The sequence below is a fragment of the Massilia putida genome, assembly GCF_001941825.1.
GTDB lineage: Bacteria > Pseudomonadota > Gammaproteobacteria > Burkholderiales > Burkholderiaceae_D > Telluria > Telluria putida.
The window spans coordinates 255,202-269,921 of sequence record NZ_CP019037.1; the positions used below are offsets into that span (position 1 = coordinate 255,202).

Sequence of the window (14,720 nt, forward strand, 5' to 3'; positions counted from 1 at the left end):
GACCAGGGATAACACTTATGACTCATGTACCCCAGATCAAAGTCCCCGCCGTCTACATGCGCGGCGGCACCAGCAAAGGCGTGTTCTTCCGCCTGCAAGACCTGCCCGAAGCCGCGCAGGCGCCGGGTGCAGCGCGCGACAACTTCCTGCTGCGCGTGATCGGCAGCCCCGACCCTTACGGCAAGCAGATCGACGGGATGGGTGGTGCGACGTCCAGCACCAGCAAGGCCGTGATCGTCGCGCGCAGTAGCCGTCCCGGCCACGACGTCGACTACCTGTTCGGCCAGGTATCGATCGACAAGCCCTTCGTCGACTGGAGCGGCAACTGCGGCAACCTGTCGGCGGCGGTCGGCGCGTTCGCCATCAGCAGCGGCCTGGTTCATCACGAGCGCATTCCGCGAGACGGCACGTTCACCGTGCGCATCTGGCAGGCCAACATCAACAAGACGATCGTCGCCCACGTGCCCATCACGCACGGGCAAGTGCAGGAGACGGGAGACTTCGAGCTCGATGGCGTCACGTTCCCGGCTGCCGAGGTGCGGCTGGAATTCATGGATCCGGCCGCGGAGGAGGGCGATGGCGGTGGCGCGATGTTCCCGACCGGGAGCCTCGTCGACGACCTCGAGGTACCAGGCGTCGGCACGCTCAAGGCCACGCTCATCAACGCGGGCATTCCCACTGTCTTCGTGAACGCGCGCGACATCGGGTTCACTGGTACCGAACTTCAGGACGATGTCAACGGGGATCCGAAGGCGCTGGCGATGTTCGAGGCTATCCGTGCCCACGGGGCGGTGCGCATGGGACTCATATCGCATGTCGACGAGGCGGCACGACGCCAGCATACGCCGAAGGTCGCGTTTGTCGCGCCGGCGGCACCGTACACCGCATCGAGCGGCAGGCGCATCGAAGTCCAGGACGTCGACCTGCTCGTGCGGGCGCTGTCGATGGGCAAACTGCACCACGCGATGATGGGTACGGCGGCTGTCGCGATCGGCACGGCAGCCGCGATCCCGGGGACGCTGGTCAGCCTTGCCGCAGGCGGTGGGGGCCAGGAGGCCGTGCGTTTCGGGCACCCCTCCGGCACATTGCGGGTCGGCGCGGTGGCGCGCCGGATCAAAGGGGACTGGGTCGTCACCAAGGCGGTGATGAGCCGCAGCAGCCGCGTGTTGATGGAGGGCTGGGTGCGAGTTCCAGCCGACGCTTTCTCATCCCGGTCGGGCGTCTGAACCCGGCATCGAGGCAAGGGGTGCGGCTCTGCAGGGTGGATCGCGACGCTCGCGACCCGCCCCGGCTTATGATGGTTCCGGCCCGACCTGGCATAGCTGCTTGCCGAGGTTGCGTCCCTCGACCAGCGAATTGATCGCTTCGTGCATATTCTCGAGGCCAGGCGTGATGGTGGCGTGGTGCTTCAGCCTGCCTTCGCGATACCATGCGGACGCCCTGGCGATGAATTCATGGTGGCGCGCCATATGGTCCATCGCCAGGAACCCGCGCACGGTCAGGCGTTTCAGGACGAGCGTCATCAGGTTCGGGCCCGGCGCTTCGCCTCCGCCGCTGTATTGGGCGACCTGGCCACACAGCGCCACGCGGCCGAAGTCGTTCATGTTCGCGAAGGCCGCTTTCTGAATCTCGCCGCCGACGTTTTCGTAGTACACGTCGACCCCGGCCGGACAGGCGCGCGCGATCGCCTCACGCAGTCCGCCCTGCTTATAGTCGACGCAGTCGTCGAAGCCGAGCTCGTCGCGGACGAAGGCGCACTTCGCGGCGCCGCCGGCGATGCCAACGACGCGCGCGCCGGCGATCCTGGCGAATTGCCCGGCCAGCGCGCCGGTAGCGCCGGCGGCGGCCGACACCAGGAAAGTTTCGCCGGGCGCGGGCTGTCCGATGTCGAACACGCCGATGTAGGCCGTGAATCCGACCAGCCCCAGCGCGCCCAGGTGCAGCGGCAGCGGACCGTGCGCCGGGTCGATACGCACGAGGAACTGTTCGCGGCCCGGCCTGAACTTCTGGTAACGCTGCCAGCGCGTGTGGCCGGTCGCGACCAGTTCGCCAATCGGCCATTGCGGATCGCGGCTCGCGACGATTTCTCCAACCGCGCCCGAGCTGCCGGGCATCTGCCCGACCGCAGTCTTGAACACATAGTCGGCACGGTCGTCGAACTGCGCGCGGCTGCCTGCGTCGATCGAGATGTAGATGATGCGCACGAGGATCTCGCCATCCTTCAGTTCCGGAACCGCGTTCGCGCGTAATTCGAACGCGTCCGCCTCCAGGCTGCCCGGTGCAACCTGTTTTGCCACACGGATCGTCTGGTTCTGAAATTCCATCAGATACCTCTTCTTCGTGAAAATAAACATATTAATCATTAATATGTTTATTGGCAAGAAGATGCGCACGAGGACCGCCACCGCCCGCGCTGCGGCTACTGGGAAAGGACTTAATTGTTGCTTGATATACAGTCTAATGATATATATGATTTAGATATTCTTACAAGGAGACATGCCATGCAAATCAAAGCAGCACTGGCCCATGCCAACAATGCCGAACTGAGGATCGAGGACATCGACCTGGCCGAACCGGGGCCGGGGGAGGTCATCGTGCGCGTCGTCGCAACCGGCCTGTGCCATACCGACCTCACCGTCCTCGCCCATGCGCCTCTGCCCTGGCCCGCCGTGCTGGGTCACGAAGGCGCCGGCGTGGTCGTGAAAGTCGGCGCCGGCGTGGCCAAGGTCGTGGAAGGGGACCACGTGCTGATGACCACCAGCTCCTGCGGCACGTGCAAGAGCTGCGTGGCCGGCCAGCCCTCGTATTGCGTGCACTTCCGCGCCCTGAACACGTCGGGCGGGTTCCGGCGCGACGGCGGCTGCAGCCACAGCCAGCACGGCAAGCCGGTGTACGGGCGCTTCCTGGGACAATCCTCGTTCGCCAGCCATGTGCTTGCGGGCGAGCGTAACCTCATCAAGGTCGACAAGGCCTTGCCGCTGGACCTGCTTGCCCCGCTTGGCTGCGGTATCCAGACCGGCGTCGGCGCCGTCCTGAATACCTTGCGGCCGAGCGCCGGCAGCAGCCTGGTGGTGTTCGGCGCGGGCGCGGTCGGCCTGTCCGCCCTGATGGCGGCGAAGCTGGCCGGTTGCACGACCTTGATCGCGGTCGACAGGTTGGCTTCGCGTCTCGAGTTGGCGCGCGAGCTTGGCGCCATGCACGCGATCGACGCGGGCCAGGCCGACGCCGTCGCCGCCATCCGTGAAATCACGGGCGCCGGGGCCGACTACGCCGTGGAGGCGACCGGCATCCCGGCCGTCATGGCGCAGGCGATCGAAGCGCTGGGTATCGGCGGCACGGTGGCGCTGGTCGGCGTGGCGGGGGCCACGGCCTCGGTCTCCTTCAATCCGATGGAACTGCAGAACAAGCGCATCACGATCAAGGGATCCATCATGGCCGGCGACCACGGAGTGCCCGACGTGTTCATCCCGGAACTGATCGACTTCTGGCAGCGCGGCCTGCTGCCGATCGAAAAACTGGTGAAGCATTACAGTTTCGACCAGATCAACCAGGCGGTCCATGACGCGCACGACGGCAGCACCGTCAAGCCGGTCATGCGCCTTCCGCAATGAGGGGAACCATGGAGACTGCCGTGCAAGCGAACTTAAAATCCGATATCGAGCGCATCTTCCAGTTGCAGCGCGGCGAGCGCGCCGCGCTCAAGGCATCGACCGCGGCCCAGCGCTGTGCGCGCCTGCGTCGGCTGCGCGAGGCCATCGTCGCCCATATCGACCAGATCGCCGAGGCCCTGTATCTCGACCTGCGCAAGGCACGTGAGGGCGCCCGGAACACCGAGGTGGTGTCCGCGCTGGACGAGATCGACACCGCGCTGGCCAACCTGGCGCAATGGATGGAGGATGAGGCGGTCGAACCTTCGCCGCATTTCAAGGGCAACCAGACGTTCATCCGCTACGAGCCGCGCGGCGTGGTATTGCTGTTCGGCCCCTGGAATTTCCCGTTCTCGCTGGTGTTCGCGCCGCTGGCGCAAATCGTCGCCGCAGGGAATGCGTGCATCGTCAAGCCGAACGAATTGCAGCCCCATACCAGCGCCGTGACGGCCAGGATCATCCGCGCCGCGTTCCCGGAGCAGGAAGTGGCCGTGTTCGAGGGGGGCGTGCCGCTGGCCGAGCAGTTGCTCGAGCTGCCGGTCGACCACATCTTCTTCACCGGCAGTCCGGCCGTGGGCAAGCGCATCATGGCCGCGGCGGCGCGCCACCTGGCCACCGTGACGCTGGAGCTGGGCGGGAAGTGCCCGGCCATCGTCGACCAGGGCGTGGACCTGGTCCGAACCGCCTCGATGGTGGTGGCGGCGCGCTTTCGCAACGCCGGGCAGCTGTGTTTGTCGGTCGACCACGTGTGGGTGCCCGAGTCGCTGCGCGACCCGTTCGTGCAGGTGGCACAGGGCGTGATCGCCAAAATGTTCTACGCCGACGGGCATCTGGTCAAGGAACGGCTGCCGCACATTGTCGATGCCCGCAACTTCGCGCGCGTGCTGGGCTATATCGACGATGCGGTGGCGCGCGGCGCGCGTGTTGCCTGCGGCGGCGAGCGCGATCCGGTCGACCTGACCATCGACCCCACCATCCTGGTCGACGTGCCGCTGGACGCGAAAGTGATGCAAGAAGAGATCTTCGGTCCGATCCTGCCGGTGCTGACCTACACCTCGCTCGACCAGGTGACCGATGTCGTCGATGCCGGCGGCAAGCCGCTCGCCGCCTATATCTTCAGTCCTGACCAGGCCTTCATCGACGAGGTGCTGCTGAAGACGTCCTCGGGCGGCGTCACGGTCAATGGCGTGATGATGCACTACGCCGAGTCGCGCCTGCCGTTCGGCGGCGTCAACGGCAGCGGCATCGGCCGCTACAAGGGCCTGGCCGGCTTCCGCGAGCTGTCCAACGGCCGCTCGGTCTTCGTGCAGGCGGCGCCGGCCTGACTCTTCCCGCGTGCCACTTCGCCGCCGCCAGCCTCGCGCTGCCGGCGGCTTTTTTTCGTCTTCCAGACGCTTGCTAATGACAATAAAGATATATACTATTAATGTAATTAGAAGCCATACAGTCACAGGGGACAGTCCATGACCAGCAACGCAAGTTTCGATTCACGCAGTTTCCGCAACGCCCTCGGCTCGTTCGCCACGGGCGTCACCATCGTCACCACGCGCGACGCTGACGGCAAGGACGTCGGGCTGACCGCCAACAGCTTCAATTCGGTATCGCTCGACCCGCCGATGGTGCTGTGGAGCCTGGCCAAGACGTCGGCGGCGCTGCCGGCCTTTATGGAAAGCGCGCATTTCGCCGTCCATATCCTGTCGGCCGAGCAGGAGGCGCTGTCGAACACGTTCTCCCGGCGCGGGATCGACAAGTTCGCCGGCGTGGAGGTGGCGCGCGGCATCGGCGGCGTCGCGCTGCTGGCCGGGTGCTCTGCCTACTTCGAATGCAAGACGACCTTCCGCTACGAGGGCGGCGACCACGTGATCTTCGTCGGCGAGGTCGTCGGCTTCACCGACGAGGCCCGTGCACCGCTGGTCTATCACAGCGGCGGCTATGGCCTGGTAGTGAAAAAGCAGGTGCCGCCGCCGGCCCACCCGGGCAACGCGCGCGAAGGCGAGGGGAGCTTCAACAAGAACTTCCTCGGCTATCTGCTGGGTGCGTCCTACCAGCAGGTCTTCCAGCCGATCCGCAAGGAACTCGATGCGCTGGACCTGTCGGAGGACGACTACCTGGTCCTCAGCATCCTGGGCATCGGCGACGACCGTAGCCTGGCCGAACTCGATACCTTGTTGTCCATCTCCGGGCGCAGCGCCAGTGCCGAGGTGCGCGAGGGCTTGTGCCGGCGTGGCCTGCTGCGCGAGTGCGCCGGCGCGGACGGCGCACCGCGCCTGACCCTGACTGAGGCCGGACGCGCGCTGGAACTGCGGCTGCTGGCGGTGGCCAAGCTGGCCGAAGCGACGGCGGAGTCGGCGCTCGACTACAGCGAGGTGCAATTGCTCAAACAACTGCTGAAACGAATCGTGCGCAAGACGGCTGTCGCGCCCCAGTTGCTGTGGAAATGAGAAATTCCAAATAAAAGATCTCAATCATATATATCTTTATGTTATATTTAGATCGCGCCGGGTCGCGCAACAGGACTTCGGAGACAGGGTCCTGGCCACAAAAATGCTGACCGGCAGCGCACGACAACGTCATACCAGACCAGTGGCAGCGATGCCCGACTAGGAGAATAAGAATGCACAAGGAGACCGGACGCCAGGCGTCCATGTTCGGCAAACAACCCAGGATGTCGCCGCTGGCGGCTTGCCTCGCGGTGGCGATGCTGGGAGGCGTCGCCTCGACTGCCTCGGCGGTGGAAATCGCGACGGGCAACCCCGACCTGTCGATCCGTTGGGACAACACGCTACGCTACCTTGTCGGCGTGCGTGCCGAAGGACGCGATCCGCGCATCGCCAACAACCCCACGGCGGACGAGGGCGATTTCAAGTTCGACAAGGGGCAGCTCGTCGCCAACCGGCTCGACCTGTTCAGCGAGATGGACATCGTCTACAAGCGCGATTTCGGCGCCCGCATCTCCGCCGCCGCCTGGTACGACCACGCTTACCGCAACGACACGGTCAACACGAATCCCGCGCTGAACAGTCCGTCGAGCTACATCGGCAACAAGTACAGCAGCTTTACCGACCGCTACTACCATGGCCCGTCGGGCGAACTGCTGGACGCCTTCGCATTTGGCAATTTCGATGTGGCCGGCATGCCGGTGGCGGTCAAGACGGGTCGCCTGAGCACCTACTGGGGCATGGCGCTGTTCTACGGCGGCGGCATCGCCTACGGCCAGCAGCCGGTCGACGGCCGCAAGGCGGCGGCCAACCCGGGGATCGAAGTGAAGGAAACCTTCCTGCCGCTGACCCAGTTGAACGTCCAGACCCAGGTCTCCGACACCGTGTCGCTCAACGCGCAGTACTACTTGGAGTGGAAGGAAACGCGTATTCCGGAAGGCGGCACCTACCTGGGGAGTACCGATTTCCTGCTCAGTGGCCCGCAGCTCGGCGGCAGCCTGCCGTTCGTGCACGGCGTCGACGACAAGCCCGGCAACAGCGGCAACTGGGGCGTCAATGCGAAGTGGACTCCGGAGGGATTCAATGGCGCGACCATCGGCCTGTACTACCGCGGTTTCGACGAGAAGCTGTTCTGGCTGCTGCGCAATCCGGCCGCGCCGCTGCAATACCGCGCCGTCTATCCGCAAGGTACCAAGCTGATCGGCCTGAGCTACGACGGCACCATCGGCCCTTATGCTGTCGGTGCCGAACTGGCCATGCGCCGCAACGCCGGCCTGCAATCGATACCGCTGGCGGCCGTGGCTGAAGGTGCACGAGGCAACACCTGGCACGGCGACGTCAACACCACGTTCTCGCTGCCGAACGCACCGCTGTGGGATACTGGCGTCGTGGCCGCCGAATTGAATTTCGAACACCTGGACAAGGTGACCCGCAACGCCAGCCTGTACCGCGGCGAGGGTACCGCCGCCTGCGGCACCGGCAATACCCGCAAGGATGGCTGTGCCACCCGCAACGCAGTCGGCGTCGCGCTGCGGATCGCGCCGCAATACCTGGGCGTGTTCGACGGCGTCGACCTGACCGTACCCCTGACGTTTTCCAAAGGACTGCGCGGCAACTCGTCTGCCTTCGGCGGGGTGAACGAAGGTGTGTTCTCGTGGTCGCTCGGGATCGAGGCCGACGTCCGCAAGTCGTGCATCGTGTCGCTGCGTTATGCCGATACCTACTCGCCGATTGCCAAGGTGGTCAACGGTGTCGCCGCTTCGGGGCAGCCGGGCTACACCACCAACGATCGCGGCTGGGTGTCGCTCACTGTCAAAGCATCGTTCTAATACAAACATTGGAGACAGCATGATGAAACTGAACCATCGAATGCTCGCCGCGGCCGTCGCGGCGCTGGTCGGTGGCGGCGCAGGTGCGACCGCCACCCCGGAAGAACTCAAGCAGCTCGGCACCACGCTGACCGCCTGGGGCGCCGAAAAGGCCGGCAATAAGGACGGCAGCATCCCTGCTTACACGGGCGGCCTCACCAAGACGCCGGCCGGCATCACCCCAGCGCCCAAGCTTCCCGATCCCTATGTCGGTGAAAAGCCGCTGTTCTCGATCGATGCGAAGAACGCCCAGCAATATGCGGACAAGCTGACCCCCGGCCAGCAGGAGCTGATCCGGCGCTTTCCGGGTTATCGGATGGACATCTATCCGACCCACCGCAGCTTCCCCGAGATGCCCAAGGCCATCCAGCAGGCCTCGATCAAGAACGCCGCCAATCCCGAATGCAAGACCACGCCGGATGGGGTTGGACTGCGCGGCTGCTGGGGCGGTGTGGCGTTCCCCATTCCGCACAACGGCTACGAGGTCATGTGGAACCACGTCGCGCGCTGGCGGGCTACGAGCGAGTACCGGGCAGAGTCGGTACTGGTCAGCCCTTCCGGTGAGACCTTGCTGAACCAGTCGCAGGCCTATTCGGACTATCCGTATTTTGATTCCGACGTTAGTCGCTACGAGGGTGCCGGGCAGTATTTTCAGCGCTTCGTCAACCTGTCCCTGGGACCGGCACGCGACGCTGGCAATGTAACAATGGTGTTCTATCCCTTGCAGAGCGACCAGATGGACCAGCGTACTTGGTCTTACACGCCCGGCCAGCGTCGGGTTCGTCTCGCACCCGAGTTCGCCTACGACGCGCCATCGGCGCAAATGGGGGGCGCCATGAACTTCGACGAGATCGGCCTGTTTTCGGGAAAGATGGACCGTTATGATTTCAAGCTCGTCGGCCGCGAAGAAAAATACGTTCCGTCGAATACCTATGCGTTGTTGTTCGGCACTAACAAAGCGAAGATCCTCGGCAAGCAGTACATCAATCCCGACGTCATGCGCTTCGAACTGCGCCGTGTATGGGTTGTACAGGCCACGCTCAAGCCCGGGAAACGCCACGTTGCACCCAAGCGCACCTTCTATATCGACGAGGATTCCTGGACGGTGCTGGCGACCGAAGTGTACGATAGTTCGGGCAAGATGACGCGCGTGCAGCACAGCTGCTCGCTGCCGGACTACACGACCGGAACGTGGATCAGCGCCTCGTTCTTCATCAGCTACGATCTGCCGAAGTCGCAGTACGCCGCAGTGAACCTGATCGGCATCACGGACGGCGGCTTTTATCGCAAGCTGAACGAACGTCGTCCAGAGCGTTCGCTTACGCCTGAATCGCTAGCGTCGTCCGGCCTGCGGTAACCCGCAGCGCCATGCGCGCCGGCACGTGACAGTGCCGGCGCAGCGAACACAGCATAACAAACACCGGAGACATCGCCGTGAGAGCGACCCCCATCACCGTCATGCTCGCTGCGCTTGGCTGCGGCGCCGCATCTGTCTTGCATGCCGCCGCACCAGCGTCCGTGCCGGCGCCGACGCCCGCGTTTGTGCCGCCACTGGACATAGCTGCCCGCGCCACGCCTTATGCGGCGGTCTCGCCACTGATTGCGGTCGCCCATGCCGGGCAGCGCCTGGTTGCCGCCGGTTGGCGCGGCCATATCGTGATATCCGACGACCAGGGCAGGCACTGGACCCAGGCCACGGTGCCGGTCAGCGTAGATCTCGTCGCCCTCGGCTTTCCCACCCCGGCCCAGGGATGGGCGGTGGGCCACGGTGGCGTTATCCTGCACAGCAGCGATGGCGGCCGTACTTGGGTACGCCAGGCCGATGGTCGCTCGCTCGGCGCCGCCACCGTGCGTTATTACGAGGCGCTTGCCGCGCACGGCGACCCGGGGATCGCCAAGACGCTCGCGGATGCGCGCGCAAATACGACAAACGGCCCCGAGCTGCCCTGGCTGGGCGTACATTTTTTGAACGAGCGCGAAGGGTATGTCGTGGGCGCGTTCAACTCCATCATGAAGACTGAGGACGGCGGCAAGTCCTGGTTGCCATGGATGGAGCGCGTCGACAACCCCAAGGGCTATCACCTGAATGCCATCACGGCCGTCGGCCAGACGCTGTACATCGCCGCCGAGCAGGGCACGGTGTTTCGCCTGAAGTCGGGCGGCGCGCGGTTCGAAGCGCTCGACACCGGCTATCGTGGCTCCTTCTTCGGCATCGTCGGCAATGACGAGGTGCTGCTGGCCTATGGCCTGGGCGGCGTCGCCTACCGTAGCGCCGACGGCGGCACGCACTGGCAACCGGTGCAGACCGGGGTACATGCCGGCATTAACGCGGGGACCGTGCTGGCGGACGGCCGCATGGTCCTGGCCACCCAGGACGGCAAGCTGCTGGTGGCCAGCGCCGACGGCGCCCGCATCGCGCCGCTCGCGCCGCGAGACACCATGCTGTTCGCCGGCGTGACACCGGCGGCACCCGGTACCGTGCTCGCGGTCGGGCTGCGCGGCAGCACGGTCGTGGCGATCGGGACGAACGTACCCTAGGCGCCCCACGGACCCAGACGGGCCGCGGCGCACCTGCGCCGATACATTGGAATTAAATCATGAGTGCTTCAATCGACGACATCGAACTGCCGGTCATCCAGCGGGTCGAGGATTTTGACAAACAATCCGGCAACTGGCTGGAACGGCTGATCTTCAACCACCGCATCACGGTGCTGGTGGTGTGCGCGGCGATCTCGCTGTTCCTCGGCTGGCACGCTACGAAGCTGACCGTCAACGCCAGCTACGCACGCACCATTCCGCAGTCCCATCCCTTCGTCAAGAATTACTTCGACAACCTGCAGTCGCTCAAGGGCATGGGCAATTCACTGCGCATCGTGGTCGAGAACACCCAGGGCGACATCTACGATCCGGAATACCTAGAGGTACTCAAGCAGATCAACGACCGGCTGTTCCTGACTCCGGGTGTGGACCGTGCCTGGATGAAGTCGCTGTGGACACCGCTGGTGCGCTGGACGGAGGTCAGCGAGGAGGGCTACCGTGGCGGTCCCGTGATGCCGGATGCCTACGATGGGTCGCCGCGCGCGATCGAGCAGCTGCGCAACAACGTGATCCGTGCCGGCCTGCCGGGCGGCCTGGTGGCGACCGACCTGAAATCGAGCATGATCACGGTGCCGCTGCTTGACACGCTGCCCGAGACCGGCAAGCCGCTCGACTACACCATGCTGTCGCGGATGCTCGACAAGGATGTGCGTGCCAAGTACGAGATGGCGCAACGGCTGGACCGCGAGCTGCACGGCCTGCAGAGCGGCAAGATCAAGATCCATGTGATCGGCTTCGCCAAGCTGGTGGGCGACCTCATCGCGGGTCTGGAGAAAGTGGTCGGCTTCTTCCTGGTGTCGGCCGCCATCGCCGCCGCCAACATCTACCTGTACACGCGCTGCCTGCGCAGCACTGTCCTGCTGGTCGCGGTGGCGACCCTTGGCGTAGTGTGGCTGCTTGGCCTGCTGCACCTGCTGGGCTACGACCTCGACCCATATTCGATCCTGGTCCCGTTCCTGATCTTCGCCATCGGCCTGTCGCACGGCGCGCAAAAGATGAACGGGATCATGCAGGACGTCGGCCGCGGCACCCACAAGTACGTGGCGGCGCGCTACACGTTCCGCCGCCTGTTCCTGGCCGGGCTGACGGCCCTGTTGACCAATGTGGTCGGCTTCGCCGTGCTGATGATCATCGACATCCCCGCCATCAAGGACCTGGCGATCACCACCAGCATCGGGGTGCTGATCCTGGTGTTCACCAAGCTGTTCCTGGTGCCGGTGGCGCTGTCCTACACCGGCGTGAGCCGCAAGGCCGCGTTGCGCAGCCTGCGCTACGACACTGCCAGCAGCAAGGGCGGCGGCATCGGCCGCATCTGGAACGTCCTCGCACGCCTGACCGAGCGCAGGCTTGCATTGCCGGTCGTGGTGGTGGCCGTGCTGGCCGGTATCGGCGCCGCCGGCGTCAGCCTGACCAGGCTGCAGATCGGCGACCTCGATCCGGGCGCGCCGGAGCTGCGCGCCGATTCGCGCTACAACCGCGACGTGGCCTACGTGAATGCGCATTACGGCCTGTCGAGCGACCAGTTCGCGGTCATGGTCAAGACCGCCCCGGACCGGTGCCGGACCTATGACACCCTGGTCGAGACCGAGCGCCTGGCGTGGGAGCTGCGTCATGTGCCGGGGGTGCAGGCGGTGATGTCGGCGCCGAATTCGATGCGCGTGATCACGTCCGGCCAGTTCGAGGGCAATCCCAAATGGATGAGCATCAGTTCCAATTCCTCGGTGGCGGGCGTGGCGATTTCGAATGTCGCGCTGAGCAGCCCGGAGCTGGTCAACGCCGACTGCTCGCTGCTGCCGGTCGTCGCCTACCTGGCCGACCACAAGGCCGCGACGCTGAACCGCGTGGTCGCGGCGGCCGAGGCGTTCGCCCGCGCGCACGACACCAAGGAGCGCCAGTTCCTGCTGGCGGCGGGAACGGCCGGCATCGAGGCGGCCACCAATACCGTCGTGAAGGCCGCCAACTACCGCATGCTCGGCCTGCTGTACCTGGCCGTCATCCTGCTGTGCTTCATCGCCTTCCGCAACTGGCGCGCGGTGGTGGTGGCCATCGTGCCGCTGTTGATCACGTCGTTCCTGTGCGAGGCCCTGATGGTGGCGCTGGGGATCGGCGTCAAGGTGGCGACCCTGCCGGTGATCGCGCTGGGCGTGGGCGTGGGCGTGGACTATGCGCTGTACCTGCTGAGCGTGCAGCTGGCGGCGCAGCGGGCCGGGATGCCGCTGGCCCAGGCCTACCAGCGCGCATTGCAGCTGACCGGCAAGGTCGTGGCCCTCATCGGCTTCACGATGGCGGCGGCCGTGGTCACCTGGGCCTGGTCGCCGATCAAGTTCCAGGCCGACATGGGCATCCTGTTGACCTTCATGTTCGTATGGAACATGGTGGGTGCGCTGACCCTGATCCCGGCATTGTCGGCGTTCCTGCTCAAGGGCGTCGGTCAGCAGCGGGCGCCGGTTGCCGCCGCCGCAGCGCCCGGCCAGCCGGCCCCCGAGACCGCCAGGCGCGCGCGTCGCATGCGTCTCAAGTCCGGCATCTGAATTCATCAGCAAGGAAAGATCGACCATGAGCATCAGTAACAAGACAGCCATCGTTGGCGTGGGCGCCACGCCCTACTACCGGCGCGGCGAATCGCACCCGCAGACCATGAACGAGATGGGCTGCAAGGCCATCATCGCGGCGGTGCAGGACGCCGGCCTGAACGTCAGGGACATCAACGGCTTCGCCTACTATTCCGGCGGCTTCGACACCCCGGCGCTGATGGAAACGCTGGGCATCCCGGAAGTGCGCTACTCGGCCATGGTGACCAGTGGCGGCGGCGGCTCGGTGGGCGCGGTGGGATTGGCCGCCTCGGCCATCGTGGCCGGCATGGCCGATACCATGGTCGTGGTGTTCTGCATGCAGCAACCGGCCGGCAAGCGCTACGGATCCATCATGTCGCGCGTCGAACCGACACCCGACAAGGCCTTCTATACCTCGTCCGGCCTGGTGGGCCCCGGCCATTTCTTCGCCATGCTGGCCCGGCGCCACATGCACCTGTACGGGACCCGGCGCGAAGCCTTCGCCGAGGTGGCCATGTCCGGCCGCCTGAACGCCATGACGCGCCCTGAAGCCCGCTTCAGGACCGAGCTGACGCTGGAGGAGTACTTCAAGGCGCCGATGATCGCCGATCCCTTGTGCCGCTACGATTTCTGCCTCGAGAACGACATCGCCATCGCGGTCGTGCTGACCAGCGCCGAGCGCGCGCGCGACCTGCGCCAGAAGCCCGTCTACGTGATGGCCGCGGAACACGGCGGGCGGCGCGAGTGGGGCAGGGCGATCGCCTCGATGAACATGCCGGAAGCGTATTTCGCCTCCGGCGGCCACGCCTCGGTGGCGCAGCACCTGTACCGCGATGCCGGCATCACCCCGGCCGACGTCGACGTGGCCGAAATCTACGACCACTTTTCGCCGATGGTCGTCATGCAGCTGGAGGACTACGGCTTCTGCGAGCGCGGCGAGGGCGGGGCCTTCGTCGAAGCGGGCAATATCCGCTACCGCGGCGGCAGCATCCCGGTCAATACCCACGGCGGCAACCTGTCCGAGGCCTACGCCGTCGGCATGACGCACCTGCGCGAAGCCGTGGAGCAGATGCGCGGCACGGCCGTGAACCAGGTCGACGGCGCCGAGATCGCGCTCGTCACCGGCGGGCCGGCCTCGCTGCCGGTCAGCGGATTACTTTTGAGGAGATAAGCGTGACTGAACCCGTACTCGTATCCAAGGCGCCGCCGGACAGCCTGTTCGAACTGGCGACGGACCAGTGGACCGAGCCTTACTGGCAGGCGGCGCGCGAACACCGCCTGGTGTGGCCGACCTGCACCGCCTGCGGCGCCGCGCGCGAACTGGGGGCGCCGTTCTGCCACCATTGCCTGTCCCAGGACATCGCCTGGAAGCCGCTGTCGGGCCGCGGCACGCTGTATTCGTACACGGTGGTGCGCTTCCCGCTGATCGAGGCGATGAACGATTGCGTGCCCTACGTGCCGGCGGTCGTCGAACTGGAAGGAGCCGGCGGCCACCGGCTGATCTCGAACGTGGTCGGTGCACCGCTCGACGCCTTGCGCGTGGGCGCGGCGGTCGAGGTAAGCTGGCACGACCGGGCCGATGGCGTGACGGTCGCGCGTTTCGTCCTGGCCGAATGA

The 14,720-nt window shown here is 65.5% G+C and carries 11 protein-coding genes; 10 read left to right on the forward strand and 1 reads right to left on the reverse strand.

What is annotated here, in order from left to right:
- Positions 1-17: 17 nt before the first annotated feature.
- Positions 18-1,226 carry a 2-methylaconitate cis-trans isomerase PrpF gene (prpF, locus tag BVG12_RS01500; protein WP_075790849.1) on the forward strand — a complete coding sequence of 403 codons (1,209 nt, stop codon included), beginning with the start codon at positions 18-20 and terminating at the stop codon, positions 1,224-1,226.
- Between the two features lie 66 nt (positions 1,227-1,292).
- On the opposite strand, the gene BVG12_RS01505 is transcribed toward prpF, so the two are convergent.
- A complete protein-coding gene (locus tag BVG12_RS01505) occupies positions 1,293-2,324 on the reverse strand; it encodes an NADP-dependent oxidoreductase (protein WP_075791005.1) in 1,032 nt (343 codons plus the stop codon).
- A 177-nt stretch (positions 2,325-2,501) separates the two neighbouring features.
- Here BVG12_RS01505 and BVG12_RS01510 point away from each other — a divergent pair, with 177 nt between their 5' ends.
- The 9 genes from BVG12_RS01510 (at position 2,502) to BVG12_RS01550 (ending at position 14,720) form a co-directional block, all read left to right on the forward strand.
- On the forward strand, positions 2,502-3,611 hold the full coding sequence (locus tag BVG12_RS01510) for an NAD(P)-dependent alcohol dehydrogenase (protein ID WP_075790850.1): 1,110 nt from the start codon (positions 2,502-2,504) through the stop codon (positions 3,609-3,611).
- A 20-nt stretch (positions 3,612-3,631) separates the two neighbouring features.
- On the forward strand, positions 3,632-4,972 hold the full coding sequence (locus BVG12_RS01515; protein WP_229503622.1) for an aldehyde dehydrogenase family protein: 1,341 nt from the start codon (positions 3,632-3,634) through the stop codon (positions 4,970-4,972).
- A gap of 138 nt (positions 4,973-5,110) precedes the next feature.
- A complete protein-coding gene (locus BVG12_RS01520; protein ID WP_075790852.1) occupies positions 5,111-6,088 on the forward strand; it encodes a flavin reductase in 978 nt (325 codons plus the stop codon).
- 173 nt (positions 6,089-6,261) lie between these two features.
- Positions 6,262-7,914, forward strand: a complete 1,653-nt coding sequence (locus BVG12_RS01525; protein WP_083684347.1) for a DUF1302 domain-containing protein — start codon at positions 6,262-6,264, stop codon at positions 7,912-7,914.
- 19 nt (positions 7,915-7,933) lie between these two features.
- A complete protein-coding gene (locus tag BVG12_RS01530) occupies positions 7,934-9,310 on the forward strand; it encodes a DUF1329 domain-containing protein (RefSeq protein ID WP_083684350.1) in 1,377 nt (458 codons plus the stop codon).
- A 77-nt stretch (positions 9,311-9,387) separates the two neighbouring features.
- A complete protein-coding gene (locus tag BVG12_RS01535) occupies positions 9,388-10,491 on the forward strand; it encodes a WD40/YVTN/BNR-like repeat-containing protein (protein ID WP_156895488.1) in 1,104 nt (367 codons plus the stop codon).
- 59 nt (positions 10,492-10,550) lie between these two features.
- Positions 10,551-13,082 carry an efflux RND transporter permease subunit gene (locus BVG12_RS01540; protein WP_075790854.1) on the forward strand — a complete coding sequence of 844 codons (2,532 nt, stop codon included), beginning with the start codon at positions 10,551-10,553 and terminating at the stop codon, positions 13,080-13,082.
- Positions 13,083-13,107: 25 nt separating this feature from the next.
- On the forward strand, positions 13,108-14,274 hold the full coding sequence (locus BVG12_RS01545) for a thiolase C-terminal domain-containing protein (protein WP_075790855.1): 1,167 nt from the start codon (positions 13,108-13,110) through the stop codon (positions 14,272-14,274).
- Positions 14,275-14,276: 2 nt separating this feature from the next.
- Positions 14,277-14,720: a Zn-ribbon domain-containing OB-fold protein gene (locus BVG12_RS01550; RefSeq protein WP_075790856.1), complete on the forward strand. Its 444-nt coding sequence runs from the start codon at positions 14,277-14,279 to the stop codon at positions 14,718-14,720.